General features: G+C 65.2%; 14 protein-coding genes. 9 read left to right on the forward strand and 5 right to left on the reverse strand.

Annotated features, from left to right (window positions below; genetic code table 11):
* From JWM94_RS07530 to JWM94_RS07540, 3 genes are all read right to left on the reverse strand, one after another.
* The coding region (locus JWM94_RS07530; RefSeq protein WP_299424448.1) for a tryptophan halogenase family protein at positions 1 to 974 on the reverse strand (974 nt) is incomplete at its 3' end.
* Positions 975 to 1,031: 57 nt separating this feature from the next.
* On the reverse strand, positions 1,032 to 3,734 hold the full coding sequence (locus tag JWM94_RS07535) for a TonB-dependent receptor (RefSeq protein ID WP_299424451.1): 2,703 nt from the start codon (positions 3,732 to 3,734) through the stop codon (positions 1,032 to 1,034).
* Between the two features lie 165 nt (positions 3,735 to 3,899).
* Positions 3,900 to 5,279, reverse strand: coding sequence for an alpha-amylase family glycosyl hydrolase (locus JWM94_RS07540; protein WP_299424454.1), 1,380 nt, complete (start codon positions 5,277 to 5,279; stop codon positions 3,900 to 3,902).
* A 253-nt stretch (positions 5,280 to 5,532) separates the two neighbouring features.
* Between JWM94_RS07540 and JWM94_RS07545 the strand changes: the two genes are divergently transcribed.
* Both JWM94_RS07545 and JWM94_RS07550 read left to right on the forward strand, forming a co-directional pair.
* Positions 5,533 to 6,564: a LacI family DNA-binding transcriptional regulator gene (locus tag JWM94_RS07545; protein ID WP_299424585.1), complete on the forward strand. Its 1,032-nt coding sequence runs from the start codon at positions 5,533 to 5,535 to the stop codon at positions 6,562 to 6,564.
* Positions 6,564 to 8,066: an MFS transporter gene (locus tag JWM94_RS07550; RefSeq protein ID WP_299424457.1), complete on the forward strand. Its 1,503-nt coding sequence runs from the start codon at positions 6,564 to 6,566 to the stop codon at positions 8,064 to 8,066. The genes JWM94_RS07545 and JWM94_RS07550 overlap by 1 nt, the downstream gene beginning before the upstream one ends.
* On the opposite strand, the gene JWM94_RS07555 is transcribed toward JWM94_RS07550, so the two are convergent.
* Positions 8,067 to 9,077 (reverse strand): cupin-like domain-containing protein, encoded by a 1,011-nt coding sequence (locus tag JWM94_RS07555; RefSeq protein ID WP_299424459.1) that lies wholly within the window; start codon positions 9,075 to 9,077, stop codon positions 8,067 to 8,069. It lies immediately after the preceding gene.
* Between the two features lie 125 nt (positions 9,078 to 9,202).
* Here JWM94_RS07555 and JWM94_RS07560 point away from each other — a divergent pair, with 125 nt between their 5' ends.
* The 4 genes from JWM94_RS07560 to JWM94_RS07575 all read left to right on the forward strand — a co-directional run bounded on the left by JWM94_RS07560 (position 9,203) and on the right by JWM94_RS07575 (position 13,624).
* On the forward strand, positions 9,203 to 10,117 hold the full coding sequence (locus JWM94_RS07560) for an alpha/beta hydrolase-fold protein (RefSeq protein WP_299424462.1): 915 nt from the start codon (positions 9,203 to 9,205) through the stop codon (positions 10,115 to 10,117).
* On the forward strand, positions 10,114 to 11,607 hold the full coding sequence (locus tag JWM94_RS07565; protein WP_299424465.1) for a tryptophan halogenase family protein: 1,494 nt from the start codon (positions 10,114 to 10,116) through the stop codon (positions 11,605 to 11,607). Before JWM94_RS07560 ends, JWM94_RS07565 begins: the two co-directional genes overlap by 4 nt.
* A gap of 145 nt (positions 11,608 to 11,752) precedes the next feature.
* Positions 11,753 to 13,099, forward strand: coding sequence for an MFS transporter (locus JWM94_RS07570; protein ID WP_299424468.1), 1,347 nt, complete (start codon positions 11,753 to 11,755; stop codon positions 13,097 to 13,099).
* Between the two features lie 192 nt (positions 13,100 to 13,291).
* Positions 13,292 to 13,624, forward strand: a complete 333-nt coding sequence (locus JWM94_RS07575; protein ID WP_299424470.1) for an Hpt domain-containing protein — start codon at positions 13,292 to 13,294, stop codon at positions 13,622 to 13,624.
* Here the strand turns inward: JWM94_RS07575 and JWM94_RS07580 are convergent.
* Positions 13,621 to 14,277 (reverse strand): response regulator, encoded by a 657-nt coding sequence (locus tag JWM94_RS07580; protein WP_367185872.1) that lies wholly within the window; start codon positions 14,275 to 14,277, stop codon positions 13,621 to 13,623. The genes JWM94_RS07575 and JWM94_RS07580 overlap by 4 nt on opposite strands.
* Positions 14,278 to 14,443: 166 nt before the next feature.
* Here JWM94_RS07580 and JWM94_RS07585 point away from each other — a divergent pair, with 166 nt between their 5' ends.
* The 3 genes from JWM94_RS07585 (at position 14,444) to JWM94_RS07595 (ending at position 17,037) form a co-directional block, all read left to right on the forward strand.
* Entirely contained in the window at positions 14,444 to 15,445 is a 1,002-nt protein-coding gene (locus JWM94_RS07585) for a hypothetical protein (protein WP_299424479.1), read from the forward strand.
* Positions 15,446 to 15,456: 11 nt separating this feature from the next.
* Positions 15,457 to 15,915: a hypothetical protein gene (locus JWM94_RS07590; RefSeq protein ID WP_299424482.1), complete on the forward strand. Its 459-nt coding sequence runs from the start codon at positions 15,457 to 15,459 to the stop codon at positions 15,913 to 15,915.
* 66 nt (positions 15,916 to 15,981) lie between these two features.
* Positions 15,982 to 17,037, forward strand: coding sequence for a hypothetical protein (locus JWM94_RS07595; RefSeq protein ID WP_299424485.1), 1,056 nt, complete (start codon positions 15,982 to 15,984; stop codon positions 17,035 to 17,037).
* The last annotated feature ends 4 nt before the right edge of the window (positions 17,038 to 17,041 follow it).

Below are 17,041 nucleotides of genomic sequence, written 5' to 3' on the forward strand. Positions count from 1 at the left end.
TGCGACCAAAATTGTTGCCGATGCCCGCTCGTGAAGCGGACCGGGCGCGGATTGGCGAGCGGGGTACCTTCGACATTGGCGAGCAGCAACGCGCTCGCCTCATCGACCGACATGAATTCGGAGCAGAAGACGTGGCCATTGCCGGTCCGGTGTTGCAACGGGATGCGCCATTGCCATCCCGCTGGTCGCGCGAGCGATTGGGTGTAAGGCCGAAGCGTGGGAGGATTCTCGCTCGGCACGGCCAGCGCGGTGTCGCACGGCAGCCAGCGACGCCAGTCGACGAACGGCACGCCGAGCGTGTCGCCCAGCAGCAGGCTGCGAAAGCCCGTGCAATCGATGAACAATGCGCCTTCGACGGTTCGGTCGCGGTCGAGCCGCAGCGCGCGGATGTCGCCGCTTTCCGCATCGCGTTCGACGCTCTCGATCAGCCCCTCGACGCGTCGCACGCCGCGATCTTCCGAATAACGCCGCAGCATTTGCGCAAACAGCGTTGCGTCGAAATGATAGGCATAAGCGAGATCAGGCTGGACGCCCTCGCCATTGGCGATCGCGAAGCGGCCAAGTCGCATCGCGGCGATATTCACGCTGTAATCGCCGTAATCCCCTGCCTGGCCCAGCGCCCGCGCGCGTAGCCAGAGCTGGCGGAACGGAATCAGCCCGACGCCGCGGCCGACTTGCCCGAAACTGTGAATGTAGGAGTGGCCGGGGCGGAGCCAATCGACGAATTCGATGCCGAGTTTGAAGGTGGCGTTGGTCGCCCTCAGGAACTCGGCCTGGTCGAGACCCAGCCCAACGATCAGGTTGTGGATCTGCGGGATCGTCGCTTCGCCGACGCCGACGGTGCCGATCGCGTCGGATTCGACGAGCGTGATCGTCGCGTGATTGCCGAGGAACCGGGCGAGCGTCGCCGCTGCGGTCCACCCGGCCGTCCCGCCGCCCGCGATGACGATCTCGAGGGGGGGCCGCTCACTCATTGACTGCCTTCACAACCGACGTGCCTCGCCGGTTACCCGGCGAGGCGGTTCGTGTCATCAGAACTTGAAGGTCGCCCCGGCGACGAAGCGGCGACCGTAGGTCTGATATTTCAGGTAAGACAGCGGTTGGGTGACGATGCCCAGCGTCGCCGACCGCGTGTTGGTCAGGTTCTGACCCGACACGTAGACAGACAGACCCTTGAGCGAGCCGGACGAGAAATCGTACCCGACCTGTGCGTCATAGGTCGTCTCGCCCAGCACGGTCTGGCGATCCAGCCCGCCGCTGTAGAGCGAGAAGTCACCAAGGAAGGACGACCGGTAGCGCATGCTGCCGCGCGCGCTGAAGCCGCTCTTTTCGAAGAAGGCGGTGATACTGCCGACCCACTTCGAATAGCCCGGGATGACCGTCACGTTGTGGTTGAAGTCGTAGACCTTGGTCTGGGTATAGCCGACGCCGCCGGTGATGCCGAAGCCGGACAGCGCGCTGGAGAATACCTCGAACGGCAGGGTGCCGGCGAACTCGGCACCATACATATGGCCACCGTGGGTGTTCGCGTTGCCGTTGATGATGCCGATCGGCGTCGACGGAACGATCTGGTTGGCCGGTACCGGCAGGCCGGAGAAGTCGAAGATGCCGTTCCCGTTCGCGATATAGGTATCGATGTTCTTGTAGAACAGCTGCAGCGCGACATAGCCCTTCGTGCCGAAATACTTTTCGAAGTTCAGGTCGAACGCGGTCGCGCGATACGGCCGCAGCTGCGGGTTGCCGCCGCCGCCCGAGTAGATCTTGAGCTGTGGGTCGTACCCGAACGAGATCACGTTGTTGAGGTCGGGCAGGCGCGGCCGCATCATTTCCTTTGATGCCGCGAAGCGGATGACGAAGTCGCTGGTCGTCCGCAGGTTGAGGTTGAGGCTGGGCAGAACCATCCAGTAATTGTCGCGGACCGTCGGGAAGAGGACGCTGCTGGATGCGATGCTGGTGTGAACACCCTGCACGCCGATATTGCCCGTCAGCTTCGCCCCGCCGAGATCGCCATCGAGCGTGAGCATCGCATAGGGCGTCCAGACGTTCTCGGTGACGTTATAGCCCTTTTCCGTCCCGTAATTGACGCCTTTGGCGCCGTCGATATTGGGCGAAAAGACCAGTATGCCGTTACTGACGATGGCGCGGGGATCATAGGCGATGATCCTCCCCAGGCCGCGGTCGAGCGTGACTGGTGCCAGAAGCAAATTCGACGGGATGGCCGCGGTCGCCGCGCCACCCGGCGGGCTCAGGAAACCTTCGAACCCACTCAGCGCCTTGGTGCGCGACGTGTAATCCGCGCCGACCTTGATCGACTTGAGGAAACCGCCGATGTCGCGTTCGATCTCCGCCTTGGCTTCGACCAGGTCGTCCTTCGTTTTGCGAATGTTGTCGTATCCGGCCTGAACCGGCGAACCGCTCCAACCCTCGACGTCGGTCAGCACGAGCGCGGAGTTCGTGCCGTTGTAATTGCTAGTGAACTGCGGCCCGGTCGGGGTCGCCGTGTAGCTGACGACGCCGGTCGCGTTGGGCAAGGCGCGGCCAAGGCCAGCGGTCGTCTGGATCGACGTGTCCGTGCGATCGGTGCGCGACCAGCTGAAGTCGCCCATCACACGCCAGCCGTTGGCGTTCTTCCACGTCGCGTTCCAGCCGACCGAATATTGGTCGGCCGTGCGGTCGTTGGCGTAATTCTCGATGATCGGCGTGCCCGCGATCGTCGCGGCGGTCACCAGACCGTTCGACGCGGTGACGTTGCTGATCGCGTCATGCCCGCAGCCGCCGCCGCAGTTGAACGGCATTTCGAACCCGCGCTGGTCGATCCGGTCGATGAAGCGCGAATAGAAGGTATCGATCGTCACCGTCAGATTGTCGTCGGGGCGCACCTCGAACGTCCCGTTGAGGCCGAAGCGCTTGAGCTTGTCGGTTTCGGACCACGTCTTGATGCCGTTCATGCCCTGCGCGCCGCCGGGATAGCCGCCAAAGCCCCACGCGTTGAAGTCGCGGGTCTGATACGGGTCGTCGGTATAGGCGGCGGACAGCGCGATGCCGGCCTTGCCGTCGGCGAAGGTGTCGATGTAGGTCGCGAAGGCGTTATAGCCCTTGTCGCTCGAATTCGGATCGATCTTCTGGTCGACATAGGTGCCGCGCACGCCGACCGCGAAAACGCGCTTGCCGACATCGAGCGGGCGAACCGTGCGCAGGTCGATGCTGCCGACCACGCCGCCGGCGGTCTTGTCCGCCTCCGCCGATTTGTACACGTCGACCCCGGCAAGGATCTGCGACGGATATTGGTCGAATTCGACCGCGCGGCTGTCGTTGGTCGTCGTCTGCTGGCGGCCGTTCAGCGTGGTGGACGAGAAATCGGGGCCGAAGCCGCGGATCGAGATGATCGTGGCACGGCCGGCGTTGCGTTGCGCGGCCAGGCCGGGCAGGCGCGCTATCGATTCACCGATGCCGTTGTCGGGCAGCTTGCCGATATCTTCGGCCGACACCGATTCGACGATCTGTTCCGAATTCTTCTTCTTCGCGGTCGCGGTGCGCAGCGCATTGCGGAAACCCGAAATGACGATGTCGGTGCTGCCGTCGTCGGCGGCCGCTTGGTCGCTCGGCGTGGGGGCTGGCGTCGTCGCGGTCTGCGCGAAGGCGGGCGAGCCAGCCACCGCCAATGCCCCGGCGAGTGCGATGCCGCTCACGCGCAGCGCGAGATCGGTACGACGGAGCGAACGAGAAGCAGTCATGAATTCCTCCCCTTGCGACCGCGCCACGTTTGGCCACGGCTCGCGCCCACACGGCGCGTTGCAGATATGTTGCGCTCTATGGTGCGCGCGATAAGCGGCCAAGGCGGCCACATACGTATTCAACGATATGCATCCCCGGTGTTGCGCGGCTGCATCGCTGCCGATTCAACGCGGTGCCGCCAAGATGCGATAACTCCACGGCGCGAGCTTGATGCTCGTGGCCCGCGAGATGGCGATCGGCGCGCTGTCGGCGAAATCGACATAGGCGCCATCGCTCGGGCCGTCGGTGAAGCTGACCGTCTGGCTGTCGCCGGAGAGGTTGAACAGCGCGAACACCTTGTCGCCGTCCTTCGCGCGGACGAACGACAGCACCTTCGTGGGCGCGGTGTTGACCACCGGCGTCATCGCCGCGCCCCAGGGTGCATTCCATAACGCCGGATGGCTCTTGCGAAACGCGATCAGCCGCTTGAACAGATCGTTGTTGGGATGGTCGCGCCACTCGATCGGGTCGCGCTCGAAGAATTTGAGGCGCTTCCGGTTGCCCGCTTCCTGGCCGTTATGGATCAGCGGGATGCCTTCGCCGACGAACGACAGCACGATCGCGTCGGGGAGTGCCTTGCCAAAACGTTCGAACTCGGTGCCTTCCCATGCATTCTGGTCGTGGTTCTCGGTATAGGTCATCCGCATCGCTTCGCGCGGCCAGGCGCTGTCGGTTTCGGAATAGTATCCGAACAGCGCGCCGACATCGGCCTTGCCCGCCGCGATGTCGGCCAGAGCGTTGTTCCATTTCCACGCATAGCTCGCGTCGAACGCCGCGCGGTGGACGTCGCGCTGGTCGAATTCGGCGAGCATGAAGACCGGCTTGATGCGGTCGAGCTCGGCGCGCGCATTCTCCCAGAAATCAAGCGGGACATAGCCCGCGACGTCGCAGCGGAAACCGTCAATCCCGGCCTCGCGCACCCAATATTTCATCGCGTCGGTCATGTAGCGGCGCAGGCCCGGCTTCGCATAATCCAGGTCGATGATGTCCGACCAGTCCCACCACGGCGTCGGCCGGTTCGCGCCCTTCCAGTCGTGCTCGTACCAATCGGGGTGCGCCTTGTGGATCGGGTTGTCCCAGGCGGTATGGTTGGCGACCCAGTCGAGGATGACGTGCAACCCGAGCTTGTGCGCGGTTGCGACGAACGATTTGAGGTCGGCGAGCGTGCCGAACTCCGGGTTCACGCCCAGATAGTCCTTCACCGAATAGGGGCTGCCCAGCGTGCCCTTGCGGTTCTCCACCCCGATCGGATTGATCGGCATCAGCCAGATGATCCCGACGCCGAGCGCCTTCAATCGCGGCAATTGCGCTTCGGCCGCGCGGAAGGTGCCCTCGCGGGTGAACTGGCGGGTGTTGAGCTGGTACAGCACCGCGTCCTTCGACCAGGTGGGATGCGTGATCGTCACGTACGGTTTGGGTGTGTAAGGGTCGGGCGCCTTAGTCGCCGCCGTCGCGGGCGTCGTCGTCAGGCTCGCCAGCAGCGCCAGCACGATCGGTTTCAGCATCGCCCTCTCCCTTTTGCCGCCCCTGTGCCACGCCGCGGCGGCCGCGCCTCCCGAATACGTATGCGGCGGCGTATCGGGTCGCGACAGGCTCGCCTAGCATCGCCGCGACCGCTCCATCCAGCGAGGGCGGATGGAGGGGAAAGTGTCAGACACCCGTTTCGCGCGCGAACCCTATCGCCGCGCCGACCGCCCGGCTACACATGGCCCCCACTGGCCGCACCAGACGGCCGCCAGCGGGAGAATCCGGCGCGCGATGCTGACCGACAAGCCGACCTCGTTCGACATCGCGCAGCGCGCCGGCGTTTCGCAGCCGACGGTCAGCCGGGCGTTGCGCGGCGACCCCACGGTCAGCGAGGCGACGCGCAAGCGGATCGAGGCGATCGCCGCGCAGCTCAATTACAAGGTCGACAAGAACGCCTCGTCGCTGCGCAGCCGGCACACCAACACGCTGGCGCTGCTGTTCTTTGAGGATCCGACCCCCGACGATTCGCTGATCAACCCGTTCTTCCTGTCGATGCTGGGGTCGATCGCACGGACCTGCTCGCTGCGCGGGTACGATCTGCTGACGTCGTTCCAGCAGCTCTCGTCGAACTGGCACGTCGATTACGAGGACAGCCACAAGGCGGACGGCATCATCCTGCTCGGCTATGGCGATTACGAAACCTATCGCGCGCGGCTCGAACAGCTCGAGGCGCAGGGCACGCATTTCGTGCGCTGGGGCTCGGTCCAGCTGGGCCAGCCGGGGACGACGATCGGCTGCGACAACGCGCGCGGCGGGCGCGATGCCGCCGAGCATCTGATCGCGCTCGGACGGCGGCGGATCGCGTTTCTCGGCGAGGCGTCGAGCCATTCGCCCGAACTTGAGGAACGCTATCGCGGCGCGTGCGAGGCGATGGCCGAGGCCGGGATTCAGCCCGATGTCGGGCTTCAGGTCGATGCCATTACCACCGAAGCCTCCGGGTACGAGGCGGCGCAGCGATTGCTGGCGCGCTGCGTTGCCTTCGACGCGATCTTCGCTGCGAGCGACCTCATCGCGATCGGCGCGATGCGCGCGCTGGAGGAAGCCGGGCTCGACGTGCCGCGCGACGTGTCGATCGTCGGGTTCGACGACATTCCCGCCGCCAGTCTGTCGCACCCGCCACTGACGACGATCGCGCAGGATTACCGCAAGGCCGGCGAGATGCTGGTCGACACGTTGCTGCGCCGCGTCCGGTCCGAGCCGACCGAGGCGGTGGTGCTGCCGCCGCGGCTGATCGTCCGCCGCTCGACCGCCGAGGCCAAATAATGGACGCGGTGACAACCGCCAAGCCGCGGCAGAGCTGGCGCGGGTTGTGGAATATCTCGTTCGGCTTCTTCGGCATCCAGATCGCGTTCGGGCTGCAGAACGCCAACGTCAGCCGCATCTTCCAGTCGCTCGGCAGCGACGTCGGCAGTCTGGCCTTGCTGTGGATCGCGGGCCCCGTGACGGGGTTGCTGGTGCAGCCGATCATCGGGCATTTCAGCGACCGCACCTGGGGGCGGTTCGGGCGGCGACGGCCCTATTTCCTGGCGGGCGCGACACTCGCCGCGCTGGCGCTGATCGGTATGCCCAATGCGGGTGTGCTGCTTGCGGCGGCGCTGATGCTGTGGATGCTCGACGCGTCGATCAACGTGTCGATGGAGCCGTTCCGCGCCTTCGTCGGCGACATGGTCGCACCGTCGCAACGCACCGCCGGTTACGCGTTCCAGACCGCGTTTATCGGTGCGGGCGCTGTCATCGGAAGTTTGGCGCCGTTCGCGATGGCGAAACTGGGCGTCAGCAACGTCGCAGCGGCGGGCGGCATCCCGGACTCGGTGCGCTATTCCTTCTATCTCGGCGCGGTCGCGATTTTCGGCGCGGTGCTGTGGACCGTGCTGACGACCTGCGAATATCCGCCCGAGCAAATGGCGGCGTTCGGCGATGCGGCGGACGACCATCGCGCAGGCCTTGTCGCGGGCGGCCTACCGACCGTGCTGATCCGGGCCGGCATCGCGCTGTTGGTGCTGGGCGTCGCGCTGATTGCGGCGATCTATCATTGGTCGCTGGAGCGCGATCTCTACGTGCTCGGCGGCATTCTGAGCGGGGCCGGAACGCTGATGTTGATCGCCGCCGCGATGATCCGGGGCGGGCAGGACAATGCGCTGGTCCAGATCATGAGCGATCTGGTGCGGATGCCGGGCCAGATGTGGCGATTGGCGCTGGCGCAATTCTTCTCGTGGCTCGCGCTGTTCATCCTGTGGATCTACACGACGCCGGTCGTCGCGCAGTATGTGTTCCATTCCACCGACACCGCGGCAAAGGCGTATAACGACGGCGCCGATTGGGTGGGGGTGCTGTTTTCGGTCTATAACGGCGTCGCGGCGCTAGCGGCGTTCGTACTGCCGCTGTTCGCCAGGCGGATCGGGACCGCGCGGACACACATGGTCTGCCTGCTGATCGGCGCTGCGAGCTTCGCCTCGCTGCTGGTCATTCGCGATCCGCAGATGCTGTTGCTGCCGATGGTCGGGATCGGCCTGACCTGGGCATCGATCCTGACGATGCCGTACGTGATCCTGGCGAGCGTGCTGCCGCCGCGGAAGTTCGGCATCTACATGGGCATTTTCAATTTCTTCATCGTGCTGCCGCAGCTGGTCGTGGCGACGGTGATGGGCGCGATCATCCGTGCCTTCTTTCCGGGCGAGCCAATCTGGACGATGGCGGTGGCGGCCGGGGTGATGGTGCTGGCCGCGGCGGCGATGCTGCTGGTAACGGAAACGCCCGCCGCCTGATCAGCGCGGCGTCTGGTTCTGGCGTTCGAGCGCGGCGATGATCGACCGGCGCATTTCCGAGAGGTCCGCAGGAGAGTCGGCGCCGAGGATACCGCGAAATGTCTCGGGCAAATGCGCGGCTGGATCGCTGTCGGTCATGAACACGTAATGGTCGAACATCGCCCGCCATGCCCGGCGTTGATCGGACGGCAGCTGGCGGAGCGCAACCATCCCGTGCATCAGCGCGTCCCACGGCGAGCCGACGTCGCGGCGCGCCGGGTTCCACCAGTAATTGACCAGCAGGTTGAGCGGCGCGAGCGCCTCGACATGGTGATACCAGCCGTACGGAATGTAGATCGCATCGCCGGGCTCCAGCTCCGCGGTCCGCGCGGCGGCCAGGGCGTCGGCAAAACGGGGAAAGCGGTCGAGATCGGGGTCAGTGATATGCACCATGCTCACCGCCGTCCCGGCCGGCGTGAGATGGAACGGGCCCATGTAAAGGTTGGCGACTTGCTCGGGCGGAAACAGCGTGAAGCGCCGCCGGCCCGCCGCGATGCAAGCGATATTCTCCACCGTGTCGTGGTGCGTCGCAACGACAGCCGGCGTGCCGAGCCAGAAGCGCGGCTCGACATCGTCCGGCAGCAACGGCATCGGGTGCGACCGCGCGAAATCGGGCACGACCTGCGCGGCGGGCAGCGCTTGAATCGCGAGCGTGTCAGGGGCGAACAGATCGGCCTGCCGTGCGGCGTCGGCAAGAAAGCCGGCGATCGTGACCGGTTCGCGATCGAAATTCGGGCGGTCAAGGGCGGGCGCGTAATGTAGCCGTCCATGCTCGGCCGCCGCGGCGCGTATCATCGGCACTTGGTCGTTGCTCGCGCGTGCCGAAAGCCACTCGGCGAACGTTCCCGCCCGCGCAGCTTCGACTATCGGCCAGTCGGCGACCAGACCGCGCATGACGACCGGCTCAGCAGCCTGCCGGATCAGGGCAAAAGCGGCCTCGTCGGGAGGCGAACACTCGGCGATCGCGCGCATCGTCGCCGGGTCAGCCTTTGCCGACGCGCTGTCAAGCAGGCGGGTCTTTCCATTGAACGCGCGAAGCGATCAGGGCTAAGCCTTGCTTGCCATGCCGGGCAAAGCGTCATCAGGAGGCAGAGTGCATGACTGGCCTGTTGCGGACCGCCGCGCTCGCGATCGCCTTCGTTCTGACGCTGCAACCCGCCGAAGCGCAGGATCAGGGGCGCTTTGTCGAGATCGCCGCGGCGCCATCGACCCAACCCGAGATCAAGCCGCCGCACGTCGTCGTCTGGCTGCCGCCCGATTACGACCGCAGCAAAGAGCGCTATCCGGTCGTCTATATGCACGACGGGCAGAACGTCTTCTTTCCGCAACGCTCGGCCTTCAACAAGGTGTGGGCCGCGGACAAATCGGCGCTACGGCTGATAGCGGCGAAGAGGGTCCGGCCGTTCATCATCGTCGCGATCGATAACCCGCTCGGCGCGCGCTATCGCCAGTATTTCCCGCAGGCGATTTACGATTCAGCGCCAGCCGGTGTTCGGGCGGTATTCGATGCCAGCGCGAAGGGAGCGATCACCGGGGATGCCTATCTGCGCTTCCTCGCGCGCGATCTGAAACCGCTCATCGATCGCAGCTACCGCACGCGGAGCGATGCCGCGCATACCGCGATCATTGGCTCAAGCATGGGCGGGCTGATCTCGTGCTACGCGTTCGTGCAATATCCCCGCACCTTCGGCCGGGCGGCCTGCGTATCGACGCACTGGCTGCTCGCGATGCCCAATGAGTTGCCAAAGGATGCCAACGTGCTCGGCCTGTGGGAAAGCTTCTTCTCCGCCCACCTCGGCAAACCCGCCGGGCGCAAGCTGTGGATGGACCATGGCACCGAAACGCTCGATGCCAATTACGGCCCGTGGCAAGACGTGATCGACGCGCGGCTCGTGAAGCTCGGCTGGCGGAAGGGCCGCGACTTCGAGAGTCGGACCTATCCCGGCGCGGCGCATGAGGAGAATGCCTGGGCGGCCCGGCTCGACGACATGATCGGCTGGCTGCTGCGATGAGCATGGACCAGCGCATCGTCGTCCTGGGCGGCGGCACCGCCGGCTGGATGGCGGCCTGCCTGTTCGCGCACGCCTGGCCGCGCACGTCGGTGACGGTGATCGAAAGCCCCGACATCGGCATCATCGGCGTCGGCGAAGGATCGACGCCGCAACTGCGCGCCTTCTTCGCGAAGCTGGGCATCGCGGAGGCCGAGTGGATGCCGGCGTGCAACGCCACCTACAAGGCCGGGATCGAGTTTCGCGGCTGGTCCGACCGGCCCGGTCACGATCGCTATTTTCACCCGTTCGCGAGCGAGCTCGACGTCCACACGCAACCGCAATTCCACTACAATACGCTGGCGCGCCGCCGCGGCGCCGATGCGCCGGCGCATCCCGACCGCTTCTTCGTCAACACCGCCATCGCGCGCGCTGCGCTCGCGCCATTACCGGCGGACAATTTTCCGTTCGACATCGGCTATGGCTATCATTTCGACGCGCATCTGGTCGGCGCGTTCTTGAGGACGCACGCTGCGACACTCGGGGTTACGCATGTGCCCCGCCGCGTTGTGGAGGTGGCCGTCGACGAGGCCGGCGACGTCACGCAGCTCGTCATCGAGGACGACGCGGCGATCGGCGGCGATCTGTTCGTCGATTGCAGCGGTTTCCAATCGGTCATTGCGCAAAAGGCGCTCGGCGTGCGCTTTCTGCCGTTCGCCACAAACCTGTTCAACGACGCCGCGGTCGTGATGCCAACGCCGCGCCCCGAGCGCGCGATCGCGCCGCAGACCGTCTCCACCGCGCTGTCGAACGGCTGGGCGTGGTCGATCCCGCTGACCAATCGCACCGGCAACGGCTACGTCTATTCGACCCGCTATTGCAGCGCGGAAGCGGCCGAAGCCGAATTGCGCGCGCATCTCGGGCTGGGAGAGGAGGTCGCGGCCCGGCATCTGACGATGAAGGTCGGGCGGGTCGAGCATAGCTGGTCCGCCAACTGCCTGGCGGTCGGGCTGGCGCAGGGCTTCATAGAACCGCTCGAAGCAACCGCTTTGCACATCGTCGAAGCCACCGTCGAAACGTTCATCCGCGCCTATGAGGAGGGCGGCTTCACCGCTGCGCACCGCGATGCCTTCAACACGCGCATCGCGCGCCGGTATGAAGGCGTACGCGATTATATCGTCGCGCATTACAGGCTCAATCGGCGCAGCGACACGCCCTATTGGCGCGAGAACGCCGCCCACGACCATTTGTCCGACGACCTCAAGGCCATCATGACCGCGTGGTTCACAGGCGGCGACGTGCCCGCGCTGATCGTCGAGCGCGATCTCGCCGCTTACTATGCGCCGGCATCGTGGGAATGCCTGTTGGCCGGCTATGGCACCTTCCCCGACAACGCACAGCTCACGCCCGCGCGCGACCAGGTCGATCTGCCGCGGCTCGACGATTTCATCGCACGATGCCTGCTCAATTTTGGCGATCACGGCGAAGCACTCGATCGGCTCTCGGAAGGCTGAATACGCCGATCATTAGAGCTGGCAGGCGACGCTGGGACTCGGCACTGGCCCGACGGCGGCGCAAGTGACAGCGTGTTCGTCATTCCGACGATGGGGTGATAGGTTTCGAAGATCGGCGACGGACCGGGTAGACGGGGAGAGAGATGTGCTGAAGGCATTCGCGACGGGCCCCGACCTGCCGGTCAGGACGGATATCGACATCGACGCCACGTATCGCCGTCAGCGCCTGCGCACGATCATCGCGATCACGCTGGGCTATGGCCTTTCCTACACGTGCCGCTTGTCGATCGACATGGTCAAGAAGCCGCTGATCGACGCACACATCTTCACCGCGACCAACCTCGGCACGATCGGGTCGGCGTTCTTCTTCAGCTATGCCGCCGGCAAGCTGATCAACGGTTTCGTGTCCGACCATGCCAATCCGCGCAAATTCTTCGCAATCGGGCTGATCCTGTCGGCGCTGTGCAACATCTGGATGGGATTTTCGGTCACCTTGATCGCCGCGACGATCGGCTGGGGGCTCAACGGCTGGTTCCAGAGCTATGGCGCGCCGGGCAGCGTGGTTGCGCTGGCGGGCTGGTTTTCCAACCGCGAGCGCGGGCGGTTCTATGGCATCTGGTCGACCTCGCATTCGATCGGCGAGGGACTGACCTTTTTCGTCGTCGCGGCGCTGGTCGGCTGGTTCGGGTGGCAATGGGGGTTTTGGGGTCCGGCGATCGTCGTATTGCTGGCGGCGGTGGCGAGCTATGCGATAATGACCGACCGGCCCCGCACGATGGGCTTGCCTGCGGTCGCCGACTGGAGGCACGACTATCTTTCGCCCGCCGCAGCCGAAGCGCTCGCAGCGCAACCGCCCAGAAGCGTGCTCAGGACGCAATTATCGATCCTGGCGATCCCGTCGATGTGGGTGATCGCGCTGTCGAGCGCGTTTATCTACGTCACGCGCTACGCGATCAACAGCTGGGGCATCCTCTATCTGCAGGAAGCGCGCGGTTACAGTGTGCTTCAGGCCGGATCGCTACTGACCGTCAACACGCTCGCGGGGATCGTCGGCGCGGTCGCGTTCGGCTTCATTTCCGACAAGATGTTCGGCGCGAGGCGGCCGCCAGTAAACTTGTTGTTCGGCGTCGTCGAGATCATCGGTTTGCTGCTGTTCTTTTACGGACCGCAAGGGTTCGGCTGGGAGATATTGGCGATGATTCTGTTCGGGCTGGGCATGACCGGGCTGGTCACCTCGGTCGGCGGGCTGTTCGCGATCGATATCTGTCCCAAACGCGTCGCCGGCGCGGCGCTCGGCATGGTCGGGGTGTTCAGCTATGTCGGCGCGGGTATCCAGGACCAGGTCAGCGGCATCCTGATCGACGCCGGCAAGACGACCGTCAACGGCGTCGTCCACCACGATTTCACCGCAGCGATCCTGTTCTGGGTCGGCGCGTCGTTCGTCTCGCTGGTGCTTGCCGCAAGTCTGTGGCGCGCGAGGCTGCGCGACTGAGAAAACATGCTTGGTAAGTTGCCTCGGACGCGCGGCGGCGATCATCGGCACCGCAGGCCGTGCATCAAAATCAACGCAAGTTGATATGGATCAACCGGCAAATGCGCTACACGACATGCCAACGTTAGGCGATTGAACGTCGCCGCACGACGCAATATCATGGATTCTTAAGGCCTTGCAAAGAAGGGTATGATGACAATTCTCAGCGCGGAGCGGTTGCGTGAGCTCGATACGGTGCTCGGCCCGGAGCAGCGCAACCAGCTATTATCTGCGCTCGCTACGCAGGCTGCGGAGGCGCGTGGCACGCTGCGCGGGCATCGCAATGGTGGCGACGATCGTGTGTTGCGGCGCGACGTGCATCGATTGAAGGGCGCGGCGCAGATCGTTGGCGCGGACGATTTGATCGAGGCGCTTCGCGCGATCGAGCAATGCCAGCCCGGCGGTGTCAGCGAAAAGCTGTTCGACGCAGCGGACGCGCAACTCTCCGCGCTGATCGACGCGACGTCCCTTCTCGGCGCGCGCTAACGACCGATAGGTTCCAGTTCGCGCAACGCCAGCACTGCCTGCGTGCGGTTCGACACGCCCAGCTTGCGAAAGATCGCGTTCAGATGCGACTTGATGGTCGGCTCCGACAAATTGAGCGCGTGCGCGATATGCTTGTTCTGACCGCCATCGGCGATCGCGCGCAACACGCGTAATTGGGCGATCGACAACTCGCCGATCCTGGTCGAGATGTCGGGTCCGGCGTCGGCATTCGCAAGCGCGCGATCGGGGAACCATTGCCCGCCGGCGAGCAGCACCCGCAACGCGGCGACCATCTGATCGATCGACGACGCCTTTGAAATGAACCCGCGCGCGCCAAGGCCGATCGCCTTGCGGATCGTATCGTCGTGGTCGAGGCTGGACACGATCGCGATCGGCGTGTCGGGGCGGATTGCGCGGATCAGCGCCAAGCCGGCAAACCCCTCGACATCGGGCAGCAGCAGATCGAGCAGGATCAGCGCGAGCGGGCCGCGCCGCGCGATGTCCTCCGCTTCCTGCAATGTTGCCGCGGTTTCCGCGATGATGGCGGTGTCGGCAACGTTGACCGCCATACCCAAGGCAGCCGAACACATCGGATGATCATCCGCGATTAAAATCCGTCGAATCATGTACTCCCCCCGCCGCCCCAATAGCATCGAATCGACCGGATTCTACCGTCGGCGAGTCTCACTTTGGGTCGGCGCCCCAAACAGCTCTACTCAACCTAAAGTACGGCGGGGGCATCGGGTCGGGTTCAACTCTTGGTATGAAGCAAGAACTTGCTTAGCCTCAGATTAACCCAAGCGCCCCTGCATAAGGGGCATGAACACGCAACCGACCCTGTTTGGCCACCACTTGCCGCTGTTGCTCGCTGGAGCCGCGGCGGTGACGTGCATCGCCGCGTCGCCCGCCGCCGCATCCGGCGTGCGTGCCGGCACGGTGATCCGTAACGTCGCCACCGCGACGTTCGACGACGGCGGCGGCACCCGCACAGTCAACTCGAACTCCGTCGATCTGACCGTCGAAGAGGTGCTCGACGTCACCGTCGCATCGCGCGACAGCGGCTATGCCAGCGTCAGCCCCGGCGGCACCGGCCAAATCCGCTCGTTCACGCTCACCAATGCCGGCAACGGCCAGGAAGCGTTCTCGCTCGCGGGCGTCGGCGCGGTGAGCGGCAACGATTTCGGTCCCGCAGTGACCAGCATCGCGATCGATACCAACGGTAACGGCATCTACGATGCGGGCGTCGATCAAGTGATCGCAGCCGGCGCGACGTCGCCACTGCTCGATCCCGATGCGGCGATCACGGTGTTCGTTCTTTCGACTATTCCAGCCGGCGCGGGCGATGGCAAACACGGCCAGGTTCGGCTGACCGCGACCGCGGCGACCGGCACCGGCGCGCCAGGCACGGTATTCACCGGCCAGGGCACCGGCGGCGGCGACGCGATCGTCGGCGCGACGCACGCCCAGGCCAATGCGACCGGCGGCTTCGTTGTGCAGGCGGCCACGCTGGCGCTCGTCAAGACGGCGACCGTCGCCGATCCCTATGGCGGGACGCGCGCGGTGCCGGGGGCGCTGATCACCTATCGCCTGGTCGCGACCGTCGGCGGGTCGGGCAGCCTCGCGGGGGTGCACCTGAAAGACGCTATCCCAGATGGCTCGATGTACCAACTCGGTTCGCTCACGTTGGACGGCGCCGCACTGACCGATGCCCCCGATGCCGATGCTGGGGTCGCCGCCAACGCGACCGGCATCGACGTGACGCTCGGCACGCAAGCCGCTGGCGCCAACCATGCCGTTACCTTCATCGTCAAGATCAACTGAGGAGTACGATCGTGAACAAATATCTCATGCTGCTGTCCGCGCCGATGGTGCTGGCGGCGACGCCTGCGCCGCAGGCGGTGCAATTGTCGAGCACCGTGATGGTCGAAAAGACCGTCAGCGTCGGGGGGCGCGAGCAGGTCGAGTTGCAGAAACCGACCAACGTGCTGCCCGGCGACAAGCTAATCTTCCAGACCAATTATCGCAACGCGGGCGGCCAGCCGGCGACGCAATTCGTTGTGACCAACCCGGTCCCCGCCGCGGTCGCCTGGACCGGCGAAGCGACCCCCGGCGCGGTCGAATCGGTCGATGGCGGGCGCAGTTATGCACCGCTCAGCCAGTTGAAGGTGAAGGGCGCCAACGGCGCGCTTCGCCCCGCGCAACCGGCGGATGTCACGCACATCCGCTGGACCCTCGCCTCGATCGCGCCCGGCGCGTCGGGTCTCGTCAAGTATCGCGGCATGGTTCGGTAACCGCGGCCCGTCGCGACGCGCCGGCGACCGAAGCGCGTCATCAAAACACTGAGATTGGAGCAAATCATGAAACGTGTCAGCCATTGGCTTGGCGCGGCGAGCATCCTTGTGCTCTCCGGCCTGGCCGCCACTCCCGCATCCGCCTCCGGCGTCACCGCGGGCAGCACCATCACCAATACCGTTACCGTCAACTACAATGTCGGCACTGTCGCCCAGACGGCGATCTCGGCGTCGGATACTTTCACGGTCGACCGCAAGGTCAACGTGACGGTCACCGAAGTCGGCAGCACGACGACGAGCGTGTCGCCGGGCCAGCTGGCCGCGGTCGAGGCCTTCACCGTCACCAACCTGTCGAACGCGACGCTCGATCTGGCGCTGACCGCCGCCCAGCAAACGGGCGGTGCCGGCGCGCATTCGAACACCGACAATTTCGACGTGACCAACGTGCGCATCTATGTCGATACCAACGGCAACGGCAGCTACGACGCCGGCGATACGCTGGTGACCTATCTCGACGAACTCGGTGCGGATGCGTCCAAGACCGTGTTCATCGTGTCGGACATCCCGCTCGGCCGCGCCACCGGTGACGTCGCCGCGGTCACGCTGACCGCGACCGGCCGCGAAGCCGGCACGTCGGGCAGCATGGGTATCGCGCTGGTCCAGACCGCCGGCGCCAATACTTCCGGCATGGACACGGTGTTCGCCGATGGCGCCGGTGCAACCGACGCCGCGCGCGATGCGGCGTTCTCGGCGAAGGGCGACTATACTGTCCTGGCCGCGGCGTTGACTGTGACCAAGGTCAGCTCGGTGATCAGCGATCCGTTCAACGGCACGACCAATCCCAAGATGATCCCGGGGTCCGTGGTGCAATATTGCATCACGGTGAAGAATGCTGCCGGCGGCGCGTCCGCCTCCGGTGTGGCCATCTCCGACTTGCTGCCGACGACGACGACCTATCAGTCGGCGTTCGGCATCCTGCTCAACGGTACGGTCACCGGCACTACCTGTAACCTGGATGGTACAGCGGGCGGCGCCTATGCGTCGGGTACGGTCTCCGCGACCATCCCGACCGTCGTGGCGGGCGATTCGCGCACCGTCGTGTTTCGCGTCACCGTGAACTGATCGG

The sequence above is a fragment of the Sphingomonas bacterium genome (assembly GCF_028289855.1).
In the GTDB taxonomy this organism is placed as follows: domain Bacteria; phylum Pseudomonadota; class Alphaproteobacteria; order Sphingomonadales; family Sphingomonadaceae; genus Sphingomonas.

Coding starts and splice junctions, on each gene's coding strand:
- JWM94_RS07535 (WP_299424451.1), bottom strand. CDS start 3,734: ATGACTGCTTCTCGTTCGCTCCGTCGTACCGATCTCGCGCTGCGCGTG.
- JWM94_RS07540 (WP_299424454.1), bottom strand. CDS start 5,279: ATGCTGAAACCGATCGTGCTGGCGCTGCTGGCGAGCCTGACGACGACG.
- JWM94_RS07545 (WP_299424585.1), top strand. CDS start 5,533: ATGCTGACCGACAAGCCGACCTCGTTCGACATCGCGCAGCGCGCCGGC.
- JWM94_RS07550 (WP_299424457.1), top strand. CDS start 6,564: ATGGACGCGGTGACAACCGCCAAGCCGCGGCAGAGCTGGCGCGGGTTG.
- JWM94_RS07555 (WP_299424459.1), bottom strand. CDS start 9,077: ATGCGCGCGATCGCCGAGTGTTCGCCTCCCGACGAGGCCGCTTTTGCC.
- JWM94_RS07560 (WP_299424462.1), top strand. CDS start 9,203: ATGACTGGCCTGTTGCGGACCGCCGCGCTCGCGATCGCCTTCGTTCTG.
- JWM94_RS07565 (WP_299424465.1), top strand. CDS start 10,114: ATGAGCATGGACCAGCGCATCGTCGTCCTGGGCGGCGGCACCGCCGGC.
- JWM94_RS07575 (WP_299424470.1), top strand. CDS start 13,292: ATGACAATTCTCAGCGCGGAGCGGTTGCGTGAGCTCGATACGGTGCTC.
- JWM94_RS07580 (WP_367185872.1), bottom strand. CDS start 14,277: ATGCTATTGGGGCGGCGGGGGGAGTACATGATTCGACGGATTTTAATC.
- JWM94_RS07585 (WP_299424479.1), top strand. CDS start 14,444: ATGAACACGCAACCGACCCTGTTTGGCCACCACTTGCCGCTGTTGCTC.
- JWM94_RS07595 (WP_299424485.1), top strand. CDS start 15,982: ATGAAACGTGTCAGCCATTGGCTTGGCGCGGCGAGCATCCTTGTGCTC.